At 65.5% G+C, this 19,329-nt stretch carries 23 protein-coding genes; 12 read left to right on the top strand and 11 right to left on the bottom strand.

What is annotated here, in order from left to right; genetic code table 11:
- Nucleotides 1-58 precede the first annotated feature (58 nt).
- On the top strand, nucleotides 59-673 hold the full coding sequence (locus tag EN786_RS03160; protein WP_135907959.1) for a LysE family translocator: 615 nt from the start codon (nucleotides 59-61) through the stop codon (nucleotides 671-673).
- Nucleotides 674-827: 154 nt separating this feature from the next.
- On the opposite strand, the gene EN786_RS03165 is transcribed toward EN786_RS03160, so the two are convergent.
- The gene (locus EN786_RS03165; protein ID WP_127312289.1) at nucleotides 828-1,769 is read right to left on the bottom strand and encodes a nucleoside hydrolase; all 942 of its coding nucleotides are present in this window, start codon (nucleotides 1,767-1,769) and stop codon (nucleotides 828-830) included.
- 166 nt (nucleotides 1,770-1,935) lie between these two features.
- On the opposite strand from EN786_RS03165, the gene EN786_RS03170 reads away from it, so the two are divergent.
- Together EN786_RS03170 and EN786_RS03175 are read left to right on the top strand one after the other, a co-directional pair.
- Complete coding sequence (locus EN786_RS03170) at nucleotides 1,936-2,361, top strand: Hsp20 family protein (RefSeq protein ID WP_126058304.1); 426 nt, start codon at nucleotides 1,936-1,938, stop codon at nucleotides 2,359-2,361.
- Nucleotides 2,362-2,529: 168 nt separating this feature from the next.
- Nucleotides 2,530-2,787 (top strand): DUF1150 family protein, encoded by a 258-nt coding sequence (locus tag EN786_RS03175; protein WP_127286971.1) that lies wholly within the window; start codon nucleotides 2,530-2,532, stop codon nucleotides 2,785-2,787.
- Between the two features lie 75 nt (nucleotides 2,788-2,862).
- Here EN786_RS03175 and ptsN read toward each other — a convergent pair whose 3' ends face one another.
- The 6 genes from ptsN to lptC all read right to left on the bottom strand — a co-directional run bounded on the left by ptsN (nucleotide 2,863) and on the right by lptC (nucleotide 8,086).
- The gene (ptsN, locus tag EN786_RS03180; protein ID WP_006200387.1) at nucleotides 2,863-3,327 is read right to left on the bottom strand and encodes a PTS IIA-like nitrogen regulatory protein PtsN; all 465 of its coding nucleotides are present in this window, start codon (nucleotides 3,325-3,327) and stop codon (nucleotides 2,863-2,865) included.
- A gap of 61 nt (nucleotides 3,328-3,388) precedes the next feature.
- Entirely contained in the window at nucleotides 3,389-3,973 is a 585-nt protein-coding gene (raiA, locus tag EN786_RS03185; RefSeq protein ID WP_127286970.1) for a ribosome-associated translation inhibitor RaiA, read from the bottom strand.
- Between the two features lie 284 nt (nucleotides 3,974-4,257).
- Complete coding sequence (gene rpoN / locus EN786_RS03190) at nucleotides 4,258-5,787, bottom strand: RNA polymerase factor sigma-54 (protein ID WP_135907960.1); 1,530 nt, start codon at nucleotides 5,785-5,787, stop codon at nucleotides 4,258-4,260.
- Nucleotides 5,788-5,983: 196 nt separating this feature from the next.
- Complete coding sequence (lptB, locus tag EN786_RS03195; protein ID WP_127309347.1) at nucleotides 5,984-6,802, bottom strand: LPS export ABC transporter ATP-binding protein; 819 nt, start codon at nucleotides 6,800-6,802, stop codon at nucleotides 5,984-5,986.
- A complete protein-coding gene (locus tag EN786_RS03200; protein WP_127309348.1) occupies nucleotides 6,802-7,386 on the bottom strand; it encodes an LptA/OstA family protein in 585 nt (194 codons plus the stop codon). The genes lptB and EN786_RS03200 overlap by 1 nt, the downstream gene beginning before the upstream one ends.
- The gene (gene lptC / locus EN786_RS03205) at nucleotides 7,373-8,086 is read right to left on the bottom strand and encodes an LPS export ABC transporter periplasmic protein LptC (protein WP_127282411.1); all 714 of its coding nucleotides are present in this window, start codon (nucleotides 8,084-8,086) and stop codon (nucleotides 7,373-7,375) included. The genes EN786_RS03200 and lptC overlap by 14 nt, the downstream gene beginning before the upstream one ends.
- A gap of 300 nt (nucleotides 8,087-8,386) precedes the next feature.
- Here lptC and sppA point away from each other — a divergent pair, with 300 nt between their 5' ends.
- The 4 genes from sppA (at nucleotide 8,387) to EN786_RS03225 (ending at nucleotide 11,153) form a co-directional block, all read left to right on the top strand.
- Nucleotides 8,387-9,343, top strand: a complete 957-nt coding sequence (gene sppA, locus EN786_RS03210) for a signal peptide peptidase SppA (protein WP_127309349.1) — start codon at nucleotides 8,387-8,389, stop codon at nucleotides 9,341-9,343.
- A gap of 80 nt (nucleotides 9,344-9,423) precedes the next feature.
- Nucleotides 9,424-9,708 (top strand): integration host factor subunit beta, encoded by a 285-nt coding sequence (locus EN786_RS03215; RefSeq protein ID WP_006200394.1) that lies wholly within the window; start codon nucleotides 9,424-9,426, stop codon nucleotides 9,706-9,708.
- A 53-nt stretch (nucleotides 9,709-9,761) separates the two neighbouring features.
- Nucleotides 9,762-10,094: a DUF1049 domain-containing protein gene (locus tag EN786_RS03220; RefSeq protein WP_127282409.1), complete on the top strand. Its 333-nt coding sequence runs from the start codon at nucleotides 9,762-9,764 to the stop codon at nucleotides 10,092-10,094.
- A gap of 93 nt (nucleotides 10,095-10,187) precedes the next feature.
- Nucleotides 10,188-11,153: an ornithine cyclodeaminase family protein gene (locus EN786_RS03225; RefSeq protein WP_127309350.1), complete on the top strand. Its 966-nt coding sequence runs from the start codon at nucleotides 10,188-10,190 to the stop codon at nucleotides 11,151-11,153.
- On the opposite strand, the gene EN786_RS03230 is transcribed toward EN786_RS03225, so the two are convergent.
- From EN786_RS03230 to EN786_RS03245, 4 genes are all read right to left on the bottom strand, one after another.
- Nucleotides 11,143-11,571 carry a VOC family protein gene (locus tag EN786_RS03230; RefSeq protein WP_127309351.1) on the bottom strand — a complete coding sequence of 143 codons (429 nt, stop codon included), beginning with the start codon at nucleotides 11,569-11,571 and terminating at the stop codon, nucleotides 11,143-11,145. The genes EN786_RS03225 and EN786_RS03230 overlap by 11 nt on opposite strands.
- A 94-nt stretch (nucleotides 11,572-11,665) precedes the next feature.
- A complete protein-coding gene (locus EN786_RS03235; RefSeq protein WP_127309352.1) occupies nucleotides 11,666-12,100 on the bottom strand; it encodes an EVE domain-containing protein in 435 nt (144 codons plus the stop codon).
- Nucleotides 12,097-12,477, bottom strand: coding sequence for a VOC family protein (locus EN786_RS03240; protein ID WP_127309353.1), 381 nt, complete (start codon nucleotides 12,475-12,477; stop codon nucleotides 12,097-12,099). The genes EN786_RS03235 and EN786_RS03240 overlap by 4 nt, the downstream gene beginning before the upstream one ends.
- Nucleotides 12,478-12,547: 70 nt before the next feature.
- The gene (locus EN786_RS03245) at nucleotides 12,548-13,264 is read right to left on the bottom strand and encodes a YafY family protein (RefSeq protein ID WP_127309354.1); all 717 of its coding nucleotides are present in this window, start codon (nucleotides 13,262-13,264) and stop codon (nucleotides 12,548-12,550) included.
- Nucleotides 13,265-13,375: 111 nt separating this feature from the next.
- On the opposite strand from EN786_RS03245, the gene EN786_RS03250 reads away from it, so the two are divergent.
- The 5 genes from EN786_RS03250 (at nucleotide 13,376) to EN786_RS03270 (ending at nucleotide 19,261) form a co-directional block, all read left to right on the top strand.
- A complete protein-coding gene (locus EN786_RS03250; protein WP_127309355.1) occupies nucleotides 13,376-14,437 on the top strand; it encodes a class I SAM-dependent rRNA methyltransferase in 1,062 nt (353 codons plus the stop codon).
- Nucleotides 14,438-15,286, top strand: coding sequence for an RNA methyltransferase (locus EN786_RS03255; RefSeq protein ID WP_127282402.1), 849 nt, complete (start codon nucleotides 14,438-14,440; stop codon nucleotides 15,284-15,286).
- 68 nt (nucleotides 15,287-15,354) lie between these two features.
- Nucleotides 15,355-15,837 (top strand): signal peptidase II, encoded by a 483-nt coding sequence (lspA, locus tag EN786_RS03260; protein ID WP_127309356.1) that lies wholly within the window; start codon nucleotides 15,355-15,357, stop codon nucleotides 15,835-15,837.
- Nucleotides 15,838-15,890: 53 nt separating this feature from the next.
- Nucleotides 15,891-16,880 (top strand): MDR family oxidoreductase, encoded by a 990-nt coding sequence (locus EN786_RS03265; RefSeq protein WP_127282400.1) that lies wholly within the window; start codon nucleotides 15,891-15,893, stop codon nucleotides 16,878-16,880.
- A gap of 89 nt (nucleotides 16,881-16,969) precedes the next feature.
- Nucleotides 16,970-19,261: a PAS domain-containing hybrid sensor histidine kinase/response regulator gene (locus tag EN786_RS03270; protein WP_127282399.1), complete on the top strand. Its 2,292-nt coding sequence runs from the start codon at nucleotides 16,970-16,972 to the stop codon at nucleotides 19,259-19,261.
- The last annotated feature ends 68 nt before the right edge of the window (nucleotides 19,262-19,329 follow it).

Consider the following 19,329-nt stretch of genomic DNA (forward strand, 5'->3'; position numbering starts at 1 on the left):
GTGCATTGATCGCGTTCGGCCGCCGCCGGATCGGCGCCATCCTGCTTGAGGAAAGACCATGTCGCTGGAACTCTACGCCACCTATGTCGTCGCCTGCATCGTCATCGTCCTGGTGCCCGGCCCGACCGTCACGCTGATCATCGCCAACAGCATCCGCCACGGCTCGCGTGCCGGCCTTGCCAATGTCGCCGGCACCCAGGCCGGCCTCGCCATCATGATCGCCATCGTCGGCATCGGCCTCAACACGCTGATCGCCGGCATGGGGCACTGGTTCGAATGGGTCAGGCTGATCGGCGCCGCCTATCTGATCTGGATGGGCGTGCAGATGTTCCGTTCGAAAGGCACGCTGAACCCTGACGGCTCGGCCAGGAAGCCGCGCGGCGGCTTCTTCCTGCAGGGTTTCCTGGTGGCGATCAGCAATCCGAAGACGCTGGTCTTCTTCGGCGCCTTCTTCCCGCAGTTCATCGCGCCGCAGGGCAACTACACGGTGCAGATCGTGGTGATGGGTCTCACCGCGATGGTCTTCGCCGCGATGTCGGATTCCACCTACGCGCTTGCCGCCGGCCGCGCCGGCCGGCTGCTGTCGGCCAGCCGCATCAAGCTGATGTCCCGCATCAGCGGCAGCTTCCTGGTCGGCGGCGGCCTCTGGCTGGCGTTCTCGAAGGCGAAGTAGCGCCTACCTTCCCTCGCCCCGTTACGGGGAGAGGGTGGTCGCCAAGCGATCGGGTGAAGGGCAGCGCCAGGGTTGCTGGCAAAACACCGACATTCGCGCCGCCCCTCATCCGCCTGCCGGCACCTTCTCCCCGTAAACGGGGAGAAGGAAGCTTTCAGAGCCGCCCCAGCCTCTCGACCAGCAGCGCGAAAAACGCGTCATGGTCGATGTCGCGCATCACCATGGCGTTCGTTTCCCGCTTGGTCACGCCCCACCAGTCGATCACCGTCATGCCCATGGTGAGCTCGGAAGAGGTCTCGACGCTGACATTGCAGTTGCGGCCCTTGAACAGCTCGGGCTTGATGAGATAGGCGATCACGCACGGATCGTGCAGTGGCCCGCCATCGGTGCCGTACTTCTCCTCGTCGAAACGCTCGAAGAACTCCAGCATCTCCGACGTGGCGATGCCCACCCTGGTGCCGAGGTCGCGGAAAGCCTGCGTGCGCTTGGCCGTGGTCAATGCCTTGTGGGTGACGTCGAGCGGCATCATCACGATCGGAACGCCGGATTTGAAGACGACGTCGGCGGCGTGCGGGTCGACATAGATGTTGAATTCGGCGGTCGGGGTGACGTTGCCGCCCTCGAAGAAACCGCCGCCCATCAGCACGATTTCCTTGATGCGCGGCGCGATCCGCGGCTCGCGGATCAGCGCCAGCGCGATGTTGGTGAGCGGTCCGAGCGGGCAGAGCGTGATCGTGCCGCTGTCTTCGCTCATCAGCGTCTCGACGATGAAATCGACGGCGTACTGATCCTGCAGCGGCATCGTCGGATCGGGCAGTTGCGGGCCGTTGAGGCCGGTCTTGCCATGCACTTCCTCGGCGGTGACGAGCTGGCGCGCCAGCGGCCGGATGGCGCCGGCATAGACCTTGATGTCGGGCCGGCCGGCCAGCTCGCAGATCTTGCGGGCGTTCTTCTCGGTCAGAGTCAGCGGCACGTTGCCGGCAACGGCAGTGATGCCGACGATCTCCAGCTCGGCGCTGCCGAGCGCCAGCAAAATGGCGACGGCATCGTCCTGGCCGGGATCCGTGTCGATGATGATCTTGCGTGACTGCGGCATTTCAATTCCTTCTGGGAGTCTTTTTGGGCGGGGTTTTGGGGCGGGGTTTTGGGGCGGGGTTTGTGATGGCTTGAACTTGTCCGCGCGGCGGACCATATCAAGACAATCGGGAAAAATGCCATCCGGGTTTTTCCAGTTTATGTCGCTCTCCAGAGGACACTGTAACATGAGCCGAATGACGCCCTTTTCGAGCCCGCTTCTCCTGGGCTTCGACACCATGGAAAAGACGCTCGAGCGTCTGGCGAAGTCCGGTGACAGCTATCCTCCTTACAACATCGAGCGCCTCAGCGGCGCCGACGGCATGGCCGAAAGGCTGCGCATCACGCTCGCCGTCGCCGGCTTCGCCGAAAGCGACCTCGATGTCACGACGGAGGAGAACCAGTTGATCGTGCGCGGCCGTCAGACCGACGATACCGAGCGCGAATTCCTTCACCGCGGCATTGCCGCGCGCCAGTTCCAGCGCTGTTTCGTGCTGGCCGACGGCATGCGGGTGATCGCGGCGGAGCTGAAGAACGGCCTGTTGTCGATCGATCTCGATCGGCCGGAGGTCGAGCGGCTGGTACGGAAAATAAACATATCGGTGAAAGACTGATCTTTACCGCTGCATCGGCCGGAAAATCGGAATCGATTTTCCGAAAGCACGATGCAGCAGACTTGAAGAGTTAGAGCGTCGTTTGTGCGTCCAACTGGACGCACGGCGCTCTAATGGCTCTCATGCGGGGCGGCCTTGGACGGCGTCCTCGCGCCAAGGAGGCTTGAAATGACCAGAACCGACGAAACCTCGACCATGACCAGCGGCGAATTCGCCCATCTCGGCGAAGGCTCGGTCGCCTATCTCCGGAAAGTCTCGAGCGACGATTTGCGCGGCCGCTTCCCCGGCCTCGACGAAATCGCGCCCGGCATGGAGCTGTGGGCGCTGTTTGCGGCCAATGGCCAGCCGATCCTGCTGTCCGACGCCCGCGACCGGGCGCTGGCTGGCGCGCTGGAGAACGACCTGACCACCGTCGCCATTCACTGACGGCGGTCTGTCAGGGTCCAAATGGAAAGGGCCGCTTTTGGCGGCCCTCCGAAGGTTTTAATCCCGAAAATGGCTTCAGGCCGCGTGCGAGGCCTGCGTGTCCGACAACAGCGCGTGGATCGCCACCGCATCGCGCGTACCCCTGATCTTGGCCACGGTGTCGGCGTCGCGCAGCACGCGCGCGATGCGCGACAACGCCTTGAGATGGTCGGCGCCAGCACCCTCCGGCGCAAGCAGCAGAAACACCAGGTCGACCGGCTGGTCGTCCAGCGCCTCGAAATCGACCGGCGTTTCCAGCCGGGCGAAGACGCCGGCGATCCGCTTCACCCCGGCCAGCTTGCCATGCGGAATGGCGATGCCGTTGCCGACTCCGGTCGAACCCAGCCGCTCGCGCTGCAGGATGGTGTCGAACACCTCCCGCTCCGGAATGCCCGAAATCGCCGCCGCCCTCTCAGACAGCAATTGCAGCAGCTGTTTCTTGGAGTTCGCCTTCAACGCCGGCATGATCGCCGGAACGTTGATCAGATCGCTAAGATCCATGCCTGAAAAATCCCTTGTTCGCCCGCCGCAGCCAGTCCTCGCCCCCTCGCGCGGCTGGCTGCTATCCCTGTGCGACTTTGGTCGTGGACGGGTCGATCCAGCCGATGTTCCCATCCGGCCGGCGGTAGACGATGTTGAGATGCTCGTTCCCGGCGTTGCGGAACACGAAGACCGGGCTGTCCTTGGTGTCGAGTTCGATGACGGCGGACGCCACCGACATGGTGCGCAGCGTCATGGTCGACTCGGCGACGACCGCCGGAGCGAAATTCTCCGGAATCTCCTCGTCGTCGTCGGCGAGAGGCGCCATCACCGTATAGGCGATGTCGGTTGGCTCGCCATTGCCGTTGCCGGAATTGTGCGATTTCAGGCGGCGCTTGTAGCGCCGCAGGCGGGTTTCGAGGCGATCAGCCGCCGCCTCGAAGGCAAGCGTGGGGTCCTGTGCGTCGCCCGTCGCCTGCAATGAGGCGCCGGAATCGAGCCGGATCATGCAGTCGGCCGAAAAGCGCGACCCCGATTTGATGACCGTGACATGCCCTGAAAAACCGCGATCGAAATATTTCCCGATCGCCTCGCCGACACGGTCGTTGATGCGCGTACGGAACGCATCGCCGATGTCCATGTGTTTTCCCGAAATGCGCAGTTTCATCTGAAAACTGACCTTCCCTACTCAGGCTTCAAACTGTCCCGAGTTTATACTCGTGGTCCGCGCGCACAAGCTTTGCGGCGGCGCTCGCGCCGATTTTAAATCCGAACTTTCCGGTTGATCACAAGTTGCCTTCTGGCCGTCGCGAGGCCTTCGCTGTGACGGACCCATCCGCTTGCGGGTTTCAGGCCCGCCTCATGCGGGCGGGCTTCTAGACACTTCATTGCGGCTTGTCAATGAAGCTCGAAAACTGTGGAAATCCGCGCCGCGGCCGTTTGACGGTGCGGTCAGCGCCCGGCGCTGGCGATAGCGCGCTTTTCACGCCGCCGCTGCACCGAGGAGGGAATATTCATGCCTTCCCGGTATTTGGCGACTGTACGGCGGGCGATGTCGACGCCGCTTTCCCGCAGCATGTCGACGATGGCGTCGTCGGAGAGCACGTCGACAGGCTTTTCCTCGTCGATCAATTGCTTGATGCGGTCGCGCACCGCTTCCGAGGAATGCGCCTCGCCGCCGCCCGCCGAGGCGATGGAAGCGGTGAAGAAATAGCGCAGTTCGAACACGCCGCGCGGCGTCAGCATGTATTTGTTGGCCGTGACCCGGCTCACCGTCGATTCGTGCATGCCGATGGCATCGGCCACCGTACGCAGATTGAGCGGCTTGAGGTGGCGCACGCCATGGACCAGGAAGGCGTCCTGCTGGCGAACGATCTCCGAAGCGACCTTGAGGATGGTCTTGGCCCGCTGGTCGAGGCTGCGCGTCAGCCAGTTGGCGCTCTGCAGGCACTCGGCCAGGAAGTCCTTCTCCGCCTGGTCCTTCGCGTGGCCCGAAACCCTGGCGAAATAGACATTGTCGACCAGGACGCGCGGCAGCGTCTCGGCATTGAGCTCGACCGCCCAGCTGCCGTCGTTGGCGGCACGCACCTCGACATCGGCGACGATGGCGTCGCTGGCGCCGCCCGAAAACGCCATTCCGGGCCGCGGATCGAGGGCCCGGATCTCGGCCAGCATGTCGAGCAGATCCTCCTCGTCGACCCCGCAGATCCGCTTCAGCGTCTGGAAATCGCGCCGCGCCAGCAGCTCGAGGTTGGCGACCAGCGCCCGCATCGCCGGATCGAGCCGGTCGCGCACGGCAAGCTGCAGCGACAGGCATTCGGCGAGGTCTCGGGCAAACAGGCCGGCGGGTTCGAACGTCTGGCAGGTCACCAGCACCTTGGTCACCGCCGCTTCGCTGGCGCCGAGGCGAGCCGCGATCTCGGCCATGTCGGCGCGCAGATAGCCGGCTTCATCGAGGCCATCGGCAAGCTCCCCGGCAACCAGCCGCGCCGCCGGGTCGGCGAAGGCGAGCGCGATCTGCTCGCCGACATGTTGGCGCAGCGTGATCGCGCTGGCGGCCATGTCGCCGACATCGAAACCTTCGGACGAGGACGCGCCGATGCCGCTGCCGGAAGCCGATTTCCATTGCGCGCTGAGATCCGGACCGAGCCGCTCGCTGGTGCCGGGATCGTCGGGAAAGAGATTCTCCAGCGAGGAATCGAGCTTGTCCGAGATCGCTTCGGCGCTCCATTCGGTCTCGGCTTCGAACCAGTCGCCGTCGGCGGCGGATTCCGGCGCGGCATCGCTCTTCTGCGCCTGGTCGCTCGTCGCGTCGTCCTGCGGCTCGGCGCGCTCCAGCAGCGGGTTCCGCTCGATCTCGTCATCGATGAAGCGCTCGAGCTCGACATGGGTGAGCTGCAGCAGCCGGATCGACTGCATCAGTTGCGGCGTCATCACCAGCGACTGGGACTGCCGTAGCTGTAATTTCGCCGCCAGCGCCATGGTTGGTTTTCAAACGCCTCTACGCACAGGACATGCCGGAACGAGTTTTTCCGACCGGGCCAAACAAACTGGCCCGGCTTTTGCTTGTCAAGGGAAACGGTAGCAAAACGCGCTTACCGGAGCGTTATCTCAGGCAAAAATCGGACAAGAATCCCAAAAATCGCCGAAAAATTGCGTCGGGAACTGGATTTCCTGTTTAGAGGGTAAAACCCTCGCCGAGATAAAGCCGCCGCACATCGGCATTGGCGACGATCTCGTCGGCGCGGCCATGCGTCAGCACCTGGCCGGCGTGGATGATGTAGGCGCGGTCGATCAGGCCGAGCGTCTCGCGCACATTGTGATCGGTGATCAGCACGCCGATGCCGCGCGCGGTCAGGTGCCGCACCAGCTGCTGGATATCGGCCACCGCGATCGGGTCGATGCCGGCGAAAGGCTCGTCGAGCAGCATATAGGCCGGGCGCGTGGCGAGCGCGCGCGCGATCTCGAGACGCCGCCTCTCGCCACCGGACAGCGACAGCGAGGGCGCCTTGCGCAGATGGCTGATGTGGAATTCCTCGAGCAGCTCGTCGAGGCTGCGCTCGCGTGCCTTGCGGCTCTTCTCGACCACTTCGAGCACGGCGCGGATGTTCTGCTCGACGCTCAAGCCCCGGAAGATCGAGGCCTCCTGCGGCAGGTAGCCGATGCCGAGCCGGGCGCGGCGGTACATCGGCATCGAGGTGACGTCGAAGCCGTCGATCTCGATCGTGCCTTCGTCCACCGGCACCAGGCCGGTCACCATATAGAAACAGGTCGTCTTGCCGGCGCCGTTGGGGCCGAGCAGCCCGACCGCCTCGCCGGCGCGCACGCCAAGCGTCACGCCGCTGACGACCTTGCGGCCCTTGTAGCTCTTGGTCAGGCCCTTGGCGATCAAGGTGCCCTTGAACTTGGCGGAATCGGCGGAAACCGTAGCCGGCGCCGCTGGTTTGCCGGCGGCCCGCCCCGGAAGGCGAGCCAGCAGCGACGATACGCCGGCCATTATTGCTTCGGCGCTCCCGACTTCGGCGGCGGGGTCATCGACATGATGACGCGCCCGCCACAGCCGTCGACCTGAGCGAGGCCGCTGTTCATCTGCACGGTGAGCTTGCAGCCCTTGAGCACGTTGGGCCCCTGCGACAGCACCACTTCCTTGCCGGAAAGCACGAGCACCTGGCTCTTCATGTCGAACGTGCCATTGTCGCCGGTGGCGATCTGGTCGTTCGACTTGATGTAGACCTTGTTGTCGACCACAAGGTGGTCGATGTTGGCCGAGCCGGTCATCGCCGACGCGCCGGCGGCGGCGCCCTTGGCGGCATTGGGATCCTTGACATAGTAGACCGTCATCTTGCCGGCCTTGAGCGTGGTCGGCCCTTGCGTCACGGTGACATTGCCGCTGAACACGGCGACGCTGTCGGCCTGGCGAACCTCGAGCTTGTCGCTCTCGATCTGGATCGGCTGATCGCCGGAAAGCTTGAGGCCCGAGACCTGGCTGGTCGTGCCGGACTGGGCAAGCGACGGCGACCCGCCGAGCAGCAGCAGCACCGAAGCCGCGCTCAAAAGCCGTGCCATACTATTGCGACGCATTCGATTCTCCGCCCTGTTGCTCTGCCGCCTTCAAGCTGGCGGGATCGATGTTGACGCGCACCTTGCTCTCGAAGACCAGGACCTTGCCGTTGTCCTGGACCGCCATCGAATCCGCCGTGATCCGCGAGCCGCCTCGGCTGACATCGACCGGATCATCCGTCTTCATAGTGCCTTTGCCCATGTCGAGGAAGACCGATTTGAGCTTGGCCTCGATGCCGTCGGTCGTCGTCACCGTAATGTCGCTGGTCAGGCTCATCGTGTTGCCGTCGCGGTTGTAGACGCCGCGCGTGGCGTTGACGGTCGCCACATTGTCCGATGTCAACGGCAATTTGGCGTTGATCCCTTCAAGATCGATGATCCCTTGCTTGCCGACGTCCTGGATGGCGCGCAGCGCCGTCAGCGAATAGGGCAGCTTTTGCTTGGTGAAGCCGTTGAGCTTGGGGTTGGCCATCACCAGCTTGCCGTCGGCAAAGGCGCTGCCTTCGGCCTGCACCGAGATCGACACCGGGGCGGCAAGATAGGAATAGACCGGAAAGGCGATGGCGATGCCAGCCGCAAGCAGCGGCACAGCGAATTTCAGCACGCGCACCCGGCGCGAATGCCGCTGCGCGCGGTCGAACGCATCACCGCGCGTGCCGGCTGGCGCCGCTGGCGCCAAAGCCGTCTCGGCATTGGTCGTTTCGTTCGATCGCGCTAGCATGACTAAATTCTAATAAACCCTTGCCCCGCCAAATCACCGCCTATAGGTGGGATGTCGGCCCCCGTAAGCAAGCACAAGCGGAGGAAAACCGCAAAAATGTGACGGCTGCCGTTGTACAAACGGAAGTGAAGTCGACGCAATTTCCGCACTTCATAGCAGATACGGACGAGCGGCGTTAATTTTTCATGAAGCACCGCCTCGCGTCGCGCGGACGCTTTGACGCAACCCCGCCAGGAAACGGTAGCCGGGCGCGGACGCTTGCTTTAAAAGCAACTCTTCCCACCGACCGAGAGGCTGACCATGGCAATGAGAGCCGATGACCTGATCGACCGCCGCCGTTTGCGCCGCAAGGTGACGTTCTGGCGTGTTGCCGCGCTCATCGTCGCGGCCATCGCGCTGATCGCCCTGTCGACCTGGGTCTATCGCGACGACTTCAGCGGCTCGGCCGTCGACCATATCGCCAAGGTCCGGATCGAAGGCACCATCACCGAGGATGAGGAGCTCATCAAGCGGCTGGAGACCATCCGCGAATCCCCGAGGGTGAAGGGCGTCATCCTGTCGATCGACTCGCCCGGCGGCACCACGGTCGGCGGTGAATCGATCTTCGAGGAAGTGCGCAAGCTCGCCGGCGACAAGCCCGTCGTGGCGGAAGTCGGCACGCTCGCCGCGTCCGCCGGCTACATGATTGCGAGCGCCGCCGACCATATCGTCGCGCGCAAATCCTCGATCGTCGGCTCGATCGGCGTGCTTATCCAGTATCCGGACGTCAGCGGCCTGATGGACAAGCTCGGCATCAAGCTCGAGGAGGTGAAATCCTCGCCGCTGAAGGCCTCGCCCTCGCCCTTCAAGCCGACCAATGAGGACGAGCGCGCCATGGTCCGCAAGCTCATCCTCGACAGCTATGACTGGTTCGTCGGCATCGTCGCCGACCGCCGCAAGATGACCCACGAGCAGGCGCTGGCGCTTGCCGACGGCTCGATCTTCACCGGCAGGCAGGCGCTCGCCAACCATCTGATCGACGCCGTCGGCGGCGAGACCGAGGCGATCGGCTGGCTGGCGACCAAGGGCGTCGACGCCAAGCTCAAGGTTGTGGAGTGGAAGGACACCGAACGGCACGGCGGCTTCCTGTTCTCAAAGACAATGGCGAAAACCATCGCTGGCGCGCTCGGCCTGCCCGACGCCGGCGGCGACGTCATTCACGAAATTGGAGCGGACCGCTTGTTTCTTGACGGTCTCGTTTCGGTCTGGCACCCTTGACGAGCCGTTTGGGACGAGCGAAAAAGCAAATAAAATCATCCTCATAATTTGACTGAAGTGCTTTCAGGGGAGCCGTTCTCATGATCAAATCCGAGCTTGTGCAAATTATTGCCACACGCAATCCGCATCTTTTCCTGCGCGACGTCGAAAACATCGTCGGCGCCATCTTCGACGAGATCACCGACGCCCTTGCCGAAGGCAATCGGGTCGAGCTGCGCGGTTTCGGCGCCTTTTCGGTGAAAAACCGTCCCGCCCGCACCGGCCGCAACCCGCGCACCGGCGAATCCGTCGAGGTCGAGGAGAAGTGGGTGCCGTTCTTCAAGACCGGCAAGGAATTGCGCGAAAGGCTTAACGGCGGCAAATAGGCGCGAATTCGTGCGCCGGCCTTCCGACAGGCCTGCTTTCGACAGGAAATCAGATGTTTAACCGCTTCATGCTCGTCGTTGTCTTCGTGCCGCTGGCCATCATCCTGATCGCGCTGGCCGTCGCCAACCGCGAGCCGGTCGCCTTCACGCTCGACCCGTTCAATCCCGGCAATCCGGCGCTGACGCTGAAGCTGCCGCTTTTCATCTTCCTGTTCCTGGCTCTCGCCGTCGGCATGATCGTCGGCAGCATGGCGACCTGGGTCAAGCAGGGCCGTTATCGCAAGCTGGCGCGCCAGCGCGGCGTCGAGGCCGAGAACCTGCGCCAGGCGGTCAGCCGCGCGCCGCAGGCGCCGCAGGGCCCGGCCCTGCCGAAGCCGACGGCCTGAAGCATTGCAACGCCGCGTGACCCTTCAGGGCGCGCGCCAGGGATGCCGCAAGAGTTTCCGTTTCGCGGGCGCCCTCACTGCACGGAGTCTTTCATGCTGACCATTTCGGCCGCCGAGGTCGACCAGGCGCTGACCTTTCCCGGGCTGGTCGAGACGCTGCGCACTGCTTTCCGTGACGGCGCCGTGCAGCCGGTCCGCCATCATCACACCGTCGAACGTCCCGACGGCGAGGCCTCGACGTTGCTGTTGATGCCGGCCTGGACCGACTTCAACGCCGCCGGCACCTCGGCGGGTGGCCATATCGGCGTCAAGATCGTCACCGTCTCGCCCAACAACAACGCCATCGGCAAGCCGGCCGTGATGGGTCTCTACCTGCTGCTCGACGGAACGACCGGTGAGCCGGAAGCGCTGATCGACGGCCAGCGGCTGACGCAATGGCGCACCGCTTGCGCCTCGGCGCTTGCCGCCTCCTACCTCGCCCGCAAGGACGCCTCGCGGCTGCTGATCGTCGGCGCCGGGGCGCTTTCGACCTTCCTTGCCAAGGCGCATTCGGCGGTGCGGCCGATCACTGCCATTCGCATCTGGAACCGGACCCCGGCCAATGCCGAAAAGGTCGCCGCCGGCTTGCGCGCCGAGGGGCTGCCGGCCAGCGTCGCCGAAGACCTCGACGCCGAGCTTGCGGAGGCTGATATCGTCTCCTCGGCGACGATAACCACCCAGCCGCTGGTCAGGGGCGCGTTGTTGAAGCCGGGCGCTCATGTCGACCTGGTAGGCGGCTTCACGCCGACGATGCGCGAGAGCGACGACGACGCCATCCGGCGCGCCCGCGTCTATGTCGACACTCGCGCCGGCGCCACCAAGGAAGCGGGCGACATTGTCCAGCCGCTCGCCGCCGGCGTGCTGAAGCCGGATGCCATCATTGCCGACCTGCATGAGCTGGCGCGCGGCGAGAAGGCCGGGCGGCAAAGCGACGGCGAGATCACCCTGTTCAAGTCGGTCGGCGCCGCGCTCGAGGACCTTGCCGCCGGCATTGCCGTCTACAAGGCGCTCAAGCGATAGCGTCTGCCGGCGCCACAGCCTTGCGATCGAACTTCCTGATCGCTTCGGCGCTGACCGGAGTGAACAAATTCACCAGATTGCCATCGGGATCGCGCAGCAGCAGCGATCGGTTTCCCCATGGCATCGTCGTCGGCGTCTGCACGAAGGCGCCGATGGTCTCCGCCAGCCTGCGATATTGCGCGTCGACGTCGGCAACGCGAAACTCGATGATTGCCGAACGATTGGCGGCCGGCTCCGCCACATCCGCTCCGAACAACGCCAGGGTGCGCGTGCTGCCGATCGCCAGCGTGCAGGAGGCGGTTGCCAGTTCGGCGAAATCCGGAGTGAACCAGGTCGCCGTCAAGCCGGTGATCGCCTCGTAAAATGCCACCAGAGGCTTGATCTGGTCGGTGATGATGCGGATCGAGACGAAGTCCATAATGTTCTCCTTGGGGCAAGCGCGGCGGATCAGGTGATGATGCGCTTGTTGCACGAGGCTGATGACAGCCTGGTGTCAGCAGCCTGCCGCTGACTCAGGCTGCCTCGGAGGCCTTGGCACCCATGGCCTCGGCAATCAGCCGAAAATCGTGTTCGTCGATTTCGAACAGGCCAAAGCGCAGCTGATAGCCCCAGTTCGTCTTGCCCGCTGTGAAGTCCAGCCTGTCGAGCAGCGGCTTGATCGCCGCTTCCTCCGCCTTCGCCCAGGCGACATCGCGCCGGAATGGCGTGAAGCCGCCGCCCATCTCGCCCTGGTAGGGATCGCCTTCACGCACGGTGCCTATTGCCGTGAACGACTGCAGGCCGTCCCTTTCGCCGAGCACCGTGTTCGGCGAATAGTAGGCGATGCCGTCGCCGGGTCTGATGCGGCGCAACGGCGCCAGTCTGCCGTGGTTGACCTGCATGAAGCCGCCCGCGCGGCCGACCCGGACATGCGCGGCCGAGGCGACGGCGATCCAATGCGCGCTCATGCCTGGTCCCCGTCGTTCAGCCAATAGACGCGCAGCCGATGATTGTCGGGATCGAGCGCGACGAAGGTGCGGCCGAAATCCATGTCGGTCGGCGCCTGCAGGATGTTCAGGCCGCGACCCGCCCAGTCCCGGTGGGCGGCGTCGACCGCCGCCGGCGTGTCCTGCGCGAAGACGATCTCGGCGCCGCCGCCCGCGGCCGCCGCCGCCGGCTCCACCGTATGGCGCGACCACAGGCCGAGCTTGAAGCCGCCGTCGAGCACGAACAGCACGAAGGTCGGCGATGCCTCGACCGGCTGCCGCCCGAGCAGCGCGGCGTAGAAGGCGCCGCTCCGCTCCGGGCTGTCGACATAGAGGATGACGAAATTGGGGGTGTCCATTGCTGTTCTCCAACGTGTCTTCGATTGGAGGACCTTACGCACCACCACTGTCAGATTCTGGCAGCAGCCATCAGCGGCCGGTGCCTTTCGACGCATCCCGACCCGCTTGCGTCGTGTCGAGCGTTGCCCGCCACTCCTTGAGCAGCGACTGGCGCCGGCGCGGATAGCGCACATCGGTGGCGTTGAGGCCGGACATGCGATCGGCGCGGAAATGGCGAAAATCCTGCCGCGTCTCGCACCAGGCGACCAACACCCGCACCTTGTCGAAGAAGCCGATCGCGAAGGGCCAGACCATGCGCTGGGACTGGGCGCCTGCGCCATCCCGATAGAGGAACCCGAGCTTGCGTTCGTTGCGGATGGCCAGGCGCACCAGGCCAAGGTCGATGCCTTCGGTGGCCTCGGCGCCCGGCCCGACGAGCAGCGCGGTGGCGTCGAGATCCTCGCGCAGGTCATCCGGCAGCACCGCCGCGATCTTGGCCAGCGCATCGGTGGCGGCGGCCGAAAGCCGCTTGTCCGGCTGCTTGGCGACCCACCGCGACCCGAGCACGACGGCCTCGATCTCCTCGTCGGTGAACATCAGCGGCGGCAGCATGAAGCCAGGCTTCAGCACATAGCCCAGCCCCGCCTCGCCCTCGATCGGCGCGCCCTGCCCCTGCAGCGTTGCGATGTCGCGGTAGAGCGTGCGGATCGAGACGCCCATTTCGCCCGCGAGCGTGCGCCCGCTCACCGGCCGGCGGTGGCGGCGCAGGATCTGGATCAGGTCGAGCAGGCGTTCGGAGCGGGACATGGCCCAGATTTGCCCGTTTCCCCCGCTGAGGTCCATCACGGACGTCGGACCATTTTGTTGCGCCGCCGATGGCCCTATGTCAAAAGCGGCCTGCCGTTCCGGAGAGTGTTCTTGAAATCCTTTCGCGATCGAAACCGCGACAACCGTCCGCGCCAGCCCGCCAAAGCCAATGCCGCCCAATCGCATCCCCGCGAGGCCGGCGCGGCAACGAGGCAGGAGCCACAGGGCCGCCCCGAACCCAAATCCGCGCCGCGCGTCCTTGCGCGCCGCGAGGGCGCGCTGCCGACCGAGCGGCTGCCACTGATCCTCGAAGTGGCGCCCAATGCCGACTACGCTCTGCTGGATAGCGGCGCCGGCCAAAAACTCGAGCAGTACGGCCCCTATCGCATCGTGCGGCCGGAGGGCCAGGCGATCTGGCAGCGGGCGCTGCCGGCCAGGGACTGGGAGCGCGCCGACGCCATCTTCACCGGCGACACCGACGAGGAGGGCATCGGCCGCTGGCGCTTCCCGAAAACGCCGCTCGGCGAAACCTGGCCGATGAAGCATGACGGCATCGACTATCTTGGCCGCTTCACCTCGTTTCGCCATGTCGGCGTCTTTCCCGAACAGGCCTCCCACTGGGATCACATGGCCGGGCTGATCATGGCCGCCAAACGGCCGGTCAAGGTACTGAACTTGTTCGGTTATACCGGCCTTGCCTCGCTGGTGGCAGCCCGCGCCGGCGCCGAGGTCACCCATGTCGATGCGTCCAAGAAGGCCATCGGCTGGGCCCGGGAAAACCAGGAGATGGCCGGGCTCGCCAGCAAGCCGATCCGCTGGATCGTCGAGGACGCCGTGAAGTTCGCCGAGCGCGAGGAGCGCCGCGGCAGCCGCTACGATATCGTCCTGTTCGACCCGCCCGCCTATGGCCGCGGCCCGAAGGGCGAGGTCTGGCAATTGTTCGACGACCTGCCCGGATTGACCGACCTCTGCCGCTCAATCCTGACGCCGAAGCCGCTCGCCGTTGTGCTGACCGCCTATTCGATCCGCGCTTCATTCTTCGCCATCCATGCCCTGATGCGCGACACCTTCGCCGGCATGGGCGGCACGGTCGAATCGGGCGAGCTGATCATCCGCGAGAAATCCGCCGGCCGCGCGCTGTCGACCTCGCTGTTCTCGCGCTGGGTGGCCTGAATGAACGCTTATGAGAGCTCCCGCGCCGTCGGCCAGGTGAAGGAGGTCACCAGCCTCGCCAACCCGCTGGTCAAGGACATCAAGGCGCTGGCGCTGAAGAAATTCCGCGACCAGCAGAACGCCTTCATGGCCGAAGGCTTGAAGCTGGTCATCGACGCGGTCGATCTCGGCTGGCATATCCGCACGCTGGTCTTCGCCAAGGCCGGACGCGGCAATGCGGCGGTGGAGAAGGTCGCGGCGCGCACCGTCGCCGCCGGCGGCACCGTGCTCGAAGTCTCCGAAAAGGTGCTGGCGGCGATCACCCGCCGCGACAACCCGCAAATGGTGGTCGGCGTCTTTGCCCAGAAGGTGCTGCCACTGAGGGACATTCGCGCCACGGATGGCGACGTCTGGGTGGCGCTCGACCGGGTGCGCGATCCCGGCAATCTCGGCACCGTCATCCGCACCGTCGATGCCGTCGGCGCCAAGGGCGTCATCCTGGTCGGCGAGACCACCGATCCCTTTTCCGTCGAGACCGTGCGCGCCACCATGGGCTCGATCTTCGCCGTGCCCGTCGCCAGGGCGACGCCGGAGGCTTTTCTGGCCTGGCGCAAGGGCTTTCCGGGCCTCGTCGCCGGCACCCATCTGAAGGGCGCGGTCGATTACCGTTCGGTCGATTTTACCAGGGGGCCGGTGCTGCTCTTGATGGGCAACGAGCAGCAGGGCCTGCCCGACAGCCTGGCCGAGAGCTGCGACCGTCTGCTCAGGATTCCGCAAGCCGGCCGCGCCGATTCACTCAATCTGGCGGTCGCCACCGGCATCATGCTGTTCGAGATCCGGCGCGCCGCGCTGAAGCTGGGCCCGGACTAGACCATGATGCCAAGAAATGGCGTCCGGTATTCGGACAGGGTCATGGTCAAACAAGAGGGCATCAAACCGTGAAGTCGTGGTCCCCCTACGCCCTGCTGGTCGTCGTCGCCATCGCGCTCGACCAGTGGATCAAGCACCTGGTGAAAAGCGGCCTCACCTTCCAGGAGAAGGTCGATCTCCTGCCCTTCCTGGCGCTGTTCCGCACCTACAACACCGGCATCGCCTTCTCGATGTTCCAGTCCTTCGGCGATACCGGCCTGGTGGTGATTGCCGTCCTCGTCGTCGCCTTCGTGCTCTACCTCGCAACCCGCACGCCGGCGGGCCACGCGGTTGCCCGGACCGGCTTCGCGCTGATCATCGGCGGCGCGGTGAGCAATGTCATCGACCGCGTCGCCTACGGCCATGTCATCGACTACATTTTGTTCCACACGCCGGTCTGGTCCTTCGCCGTCTTCAATTTGGCGGATGCCTTCATCTCGGTCGGCGCCGCGCTGGTCCTCTTCGATGAATTGATCGGCTGGCGGCGCCAGCCCAAGACCTCGCAAGATTGACCTCGCGCGGCCGTCGCCGCACAGTCCGAGCACCGCACAGCCGGGAGAAGAACGTGTCCGATACCTTCAAAGCCATCCTCGTTTCGCGCGACGCCGACAAGAAGCAGTCGGTCGCCGTCACCGACCTCACCGAAGCCGACCTGATGGAGGGCGATGTCACCGTCGCGGTCGAGGCGACGACCGTGAACTACAAGGATGGGCTGGCCATCACCGGCAAGGCGCCGGTCATCCGCCGCTGGCCGCTGGTGCCGGGCATCGATTTCGCCGGCACCGTCATCTCCTCCTCGCATGCCGACTGGCGCAAGGGTGACAAGGTCATCCTCAACGGCTGGGGCGTCGGCGAGACGCATTTCGGCGCCTTTGCCGGCCGCGCCCGTGTCAACGGCGACTGGCTGGTGCCGCTGCCGGAGGGCATGAGCCCGCATGATGCGATGGCGGTCGGCACCGCCGGCTACACCGCCATGCTCAGCGTCATGGCGCTCGAGCGGCATGGCATCGTGCCGGATCGCGGCCCGGTCGTGGTGACCGGTGCGGCCGGCGGCGTCGGCTCGGTCGCGGTCTCGATCCTCTCCAGCCTCGGCTACCATGTCATCGCTTCGACCGGCCGCAATGCCGAAAGCCCCTATCTGATCGACCTCGGCGCCGCCGAGGTGATCTCGCGCGACGAGCTCACGCAGCCGGCAAAGCCGCTCGCCAAGGAACGCTGGGCCGGCGGCGTCGATGCGGTCGGCAGCCACACGCTCGCCAATGTACTGTCGATGACCGCCTATGGCGGAGCTGTGGCCGCCTGCGGGCTTGCCGGCGGCATGGACCTGCCGGCGAGCGTCGCTCCCTTCATCCTGCGCGGCGTCTCGCTGCTCGGCATCGATTCGGTGATGGCGCCGAAGGCGGTGCGTCTCGAGGCGTGGCGCCGCATCGGCACCGATCTCGACCACAGGAAACTCGCGACGCTGTCCAGGACCATCGGTTTTGACGGCATAATCGACGCCGCGCGCGACATCGTCGACGGCAGGATCAGGGGCCGCGTCGTGGTCGATATGTGAGCCGCGGATAGGGCGAAAACCGCGCGACTGTTAAAATTCGAACGATCCGCCGCAGCCTTCCATAATCTCTCTGTGGCAAGGCTTTCCGCATGATCGCGGAATCCGGCATCAAGGCGGCGCAGAGTGCCGAAGGCGTGGGCGGGCCAAGCCCCGACGCGCCGAAGCGGCAGCTTGTCGCCCCGCCGCCGCTGGCGCCCGTGCTCCCCCCGGCCAATCCCGAAGGCTTGCCTTTCCTGACCGTCGTCGCCATCGCGGTGTTGGCCGGGCTGGCTCACCTGACCGGCGCGCCGATCTTCGTCACCCTCGGTTTGCTGGTGACGGGCCTTGCCGGCCTCGGCATGCATCTGCGCAGCAAGCGCAACGAACGCCGCGCCACGGCTCTGCTCGACGAGACCGCCGCCCGCAACCGCGCCGAGATCGAGACGCTCGCTGACCGCATGTGGGAGATGCAGGAAAGCGAGGAGCGGTTTCGCGGGCTGATCGACGCGCTCGGCGACCTCGTCGTCCATCGCGATCGCGACGGCCATATCGTCTACGCCAACAAGGTTTTCGCCGACCTTGTCGACATCGATCAGCGCGACCTCGCCGGCAAGAGCTTGTCGGAGCTTGGCATCGATGTCGGCATCGTTCCCGACGCCGCCTTCTCGGATCATGAGTGTCTGAGCTCCACCGACGTCGCCATCCGCACGCCGAGCGGTCCGCGCTGGTTTTCCTGGATCGAGCTGTCGGTGCGCGACAAGGACAACGGCGCCGTCTCGCACCGGGCGATCGCGCGCGACATCACCGCCCGCAAGCGCGCCGAATCCTCGCTGATCACCGCCCGCGAGCGCGCCGAATATGCCAGCCAGGCCAAGTCGCGCTTCCTCGCCACCGTCAGCCATGAGATCCGCACGCCGATGAACGGCATCATGGGCATGGCCAAGCTCCTGGTCGACACCGATCTGTCGCCCGAGCAGCGCACCTATGTGGGCGCCGTCTCGACCTCGGCCAGCGCGCTGCTCGCCCTGATCGAGGACCTGCTCGACTACTCCAAGATCGAGGCCGGCCGCTTCGACCCCGAGCCGCAGCCGACATCTGTGCGCGAGATCGCCGACAACATCATCGAACTGATGGCGTCACGTGCCTTCACCAAAAGCATCGGCCTTGGTTGCCATGTCGAGCCCGACGTTCCGCAGATGATCACCGCCGATCCGGGCCGGGTGCGCCAGGTGCTGCTCAACCTGATCGGCAACGCCATCAAGTTCACCGACACCGGCGGCGTGCTGCTCAGTGTCGCGCGGGCGCGCACCGAAACCACCGACCGCATCTGCTTCACCGTCGCCGACACCGGTCCGGGACTGCGCGAAGAGGACATGGAACGCATCTTCGAGGAGTTCGAGCAATCCGACGGCACCTCGACCCGGGTGCATGGCGGCGCCGGCCTCGGCCTTGCCATCTCCAGGCGCCTGGTGACCGCCATGGGCGGCTCGATCTCCGTGTCGAGCCGGCTCGGTGAGGGATCCGAATTCGTCTTCGAGCTTCCGGCGGTGGCGGCGACCGAGCCGCCGCAAAACCGGCAGGACATACTGTCCGGCCGGCGTGCCGTGATCGTGTCGAAGAACGCGGTCGAGGCCGACGCCATCGCGCGGACCATCCGCGCCCATGGCGGCGCCGTCGAACTGGCGACGACGCTCGCCCAGGCAACGCCTTTCGCGGCGGGTTGCGATGCGCTTCTGGTCGACGCCGCGATGGAGAACGGCGACGGGCGCCTGCTCAAGCGCTTGCGCCAGGGCGGCTTTGCCGATTGCGAGGCGATCACGCTGATCGCGCCGACCGACCGCGGCATGCTCGGCGAATTCCGCGCCAATGGCTATGCCACCTTCCTGGCGCGGCCGGTGCGCGGCGAGACGCTGCTGCGCGTGCTTTTGACCAGCCATGCGCCCGCCGTTGCGCTGCCGCAGACGGACAGGCAGGGCGCACCGCCCGCGCGCGCCGGCGGCCGCCGCGGCGAGCACGGCCTGTCGGTGCTGATCGCAGAGGACAACGACATCAACGCCATGCTCGCCCGCGCCACGCTTCTGAAGGCCGGACACCGCGTCAAGGTGGTCGGCAACGGCAAGGCCGCCGTCGAGGCCGTCACCGATGCCGGCCTGAAGCATCGCTTCGATGTTGTGCTGATGGACCTGCACATGCCGGTCATGGACGGGCTGGATGCCATTGCCGCCATCCGCCGCCACGAAGAGGCGCTGGCGGTGCCGCCGGTTCCGATCATGGTGCTGTCGGCGGACAGCCAGGAAAAGACCCGCCATACGGTGCTGGCGCACGGCGCCAGCGGCTTCGTCACCAAGCCGCTCGATCCGGATGCTCTGGTCAGCGCCGTCGAGGCGCAGGTCGCGGCCTGATTTTTTTGCCCCGGCAATCGCCCTTGGATCGCTTGGCTTTGCTTCGTTAAGGTAGCCGGTTGAGGGCA

Origin of the sequence: Mesorhizobium sp. M4B.F.Ca.ET.143.01.1.1, from assembly GCF_004792275.1 — a bacterium.
Classification (GTDB): Bacteria; Pseudomonadota; Alphaproteobacteria; order Rhizobiales; family Rhizobiaceae; genus Mesorhizobium; species Mesorhizobium abyssinicae.

Bases quoted from the DNA above. Each gene is read 5' to 3' on its own strand.
- EN786_RS03215 (WP_006200394.1), top strand. From the start codon at position 9,424: ATGATCAAATCCGAGCTTGTGCAAATTATTGCCACACGCAATCCGCAT.
- EN786_RS03160 (WP_135907959.1), top strand. From the start codon at position 59: ATGTCGCTGGAACTCTACGCCACCTATGTCGTCGCCTGCATCGTCATC.
- EN786_RS03225 (WP_127309350.1), top strand. From the start codon at position 10,188: ATGCTGACCATTTCGGCCGCCGAGGTCGACCAGGCGCTGACCTTTCCC.
- sppA (WP_127309349.1), top strand. From the start codon at position 8,387: ATGGCAATGAGAGCCGATGACCTGATCGACCGCCGCCGTTTGCGCCGC.
- raiA (WP_127286970.1), bottom strand. From the start codon at position 3,973: ATGAAACTGCGCATTTCGGGAAAACACATGGACATCGGCGATGCGTTC.
- EN786_RS03175 (WP_127286971.1), top strand. From the start codon at position 2,530: ATGACCAGAACCGACGAAACCTCGACCATGACCAGCGGCGAATTCGCC.
- EN786_RS03245 (WP_127309354.1), bottom strand. From the start codon at position 13,264: ATGTCCCGCTCCGAACGCCTGCTCGACCTGATCCAGATCCTGCGCCGC.
- ptsN (WP_006200387.1), bottom strand. From the start codon at position 3,327: ATGGATCTTAGCGATCTGATCAACGTTCCGGCGATCATGCCGGCGTTG.
- EN786_RS03230 (WP_127309351.1), bottom strand. From the start codon at position 11,571: ATGGACTTCGTCTCGATCCGCATCATCACCGACCAGATCAAGCCTCTG.
- EN786_RS03240 (WP_127309353.1), bottom strand. From the start codon at position 12,477: ATGGACACCCCCAATTTCGTCATCCTCTATGTCGACAGCCCGGAGCGG.
- EN786_RS03270 (WP_127282399.1), top strand. From the start codon at position 16,970: ATGATCGCGGAATCCGGCATCAAGGCGGCGCAGAGTGCCGAAGGCGTG.
- rpoN (WP_135907960.1), bottom strand. From the start codon at position 5,787: ATGGCGCTGGCGGCGAAATTACAGCTACGGCAGTCCCAGTCGCTGGTG.
- lptC (WP_127282411.1), bottom strand. From the start codon at position 8,086: ATGCTAGCGCGATCGAACGAAACGACCAATGCCGAGACGGCTTTGGCG.
- EN786_RS03255 (WP_127282402.1), top strand. From the start codon at position 14,438: ATGAACGCTTATGAGAGCTCCCGCGCCGTCGGCCAGGTGAAGGAGGTC.
- EN786_RS03235 (WP_127309352.1), bottom strand. From the start codon at position 12,100: ATGAGCGCGCATTGGATCGCCGTCGCCTCGGCCGCGCATGTCCGGGTC.
- lptB (WP_127309347.1), bottom strand. From the start codon at position 6,802: ATGGCCGGCGTATCGTCGCTGCTGGCTCGCCTTCCGGGGCGGGCCGCC.
- EN786_RS03220 (WP_127282409.1), top strand. From the start codon at position 9,762: ATGTTTAACCGCTTCATGCTCGTCGTTGTCTTCGTGCCGCTGGCCATC.
- EN786_RS03165 (WP_127312289.1), bottom strand. From the start codon at position 1,769: ATGCCGCAGTCACGCAAGATCATCATCGACACGGATCCCGGCCAGGAC.
- EN786_RS03170 (WP_126058304.1), top strand. From the start codon at position 1,936: ATGAGCCGAATGACGCCCTTTTCGAGCCCGCTTCTCCTGGGCTTCGAC.
- EN786_RS03200 (WP_127309348.1), bottom strand. From the start codon at position 7,386: ATGCGTCGCAATAGTATGGCACGGCTTTTGAGCGCGGCTTCGGTGCTG.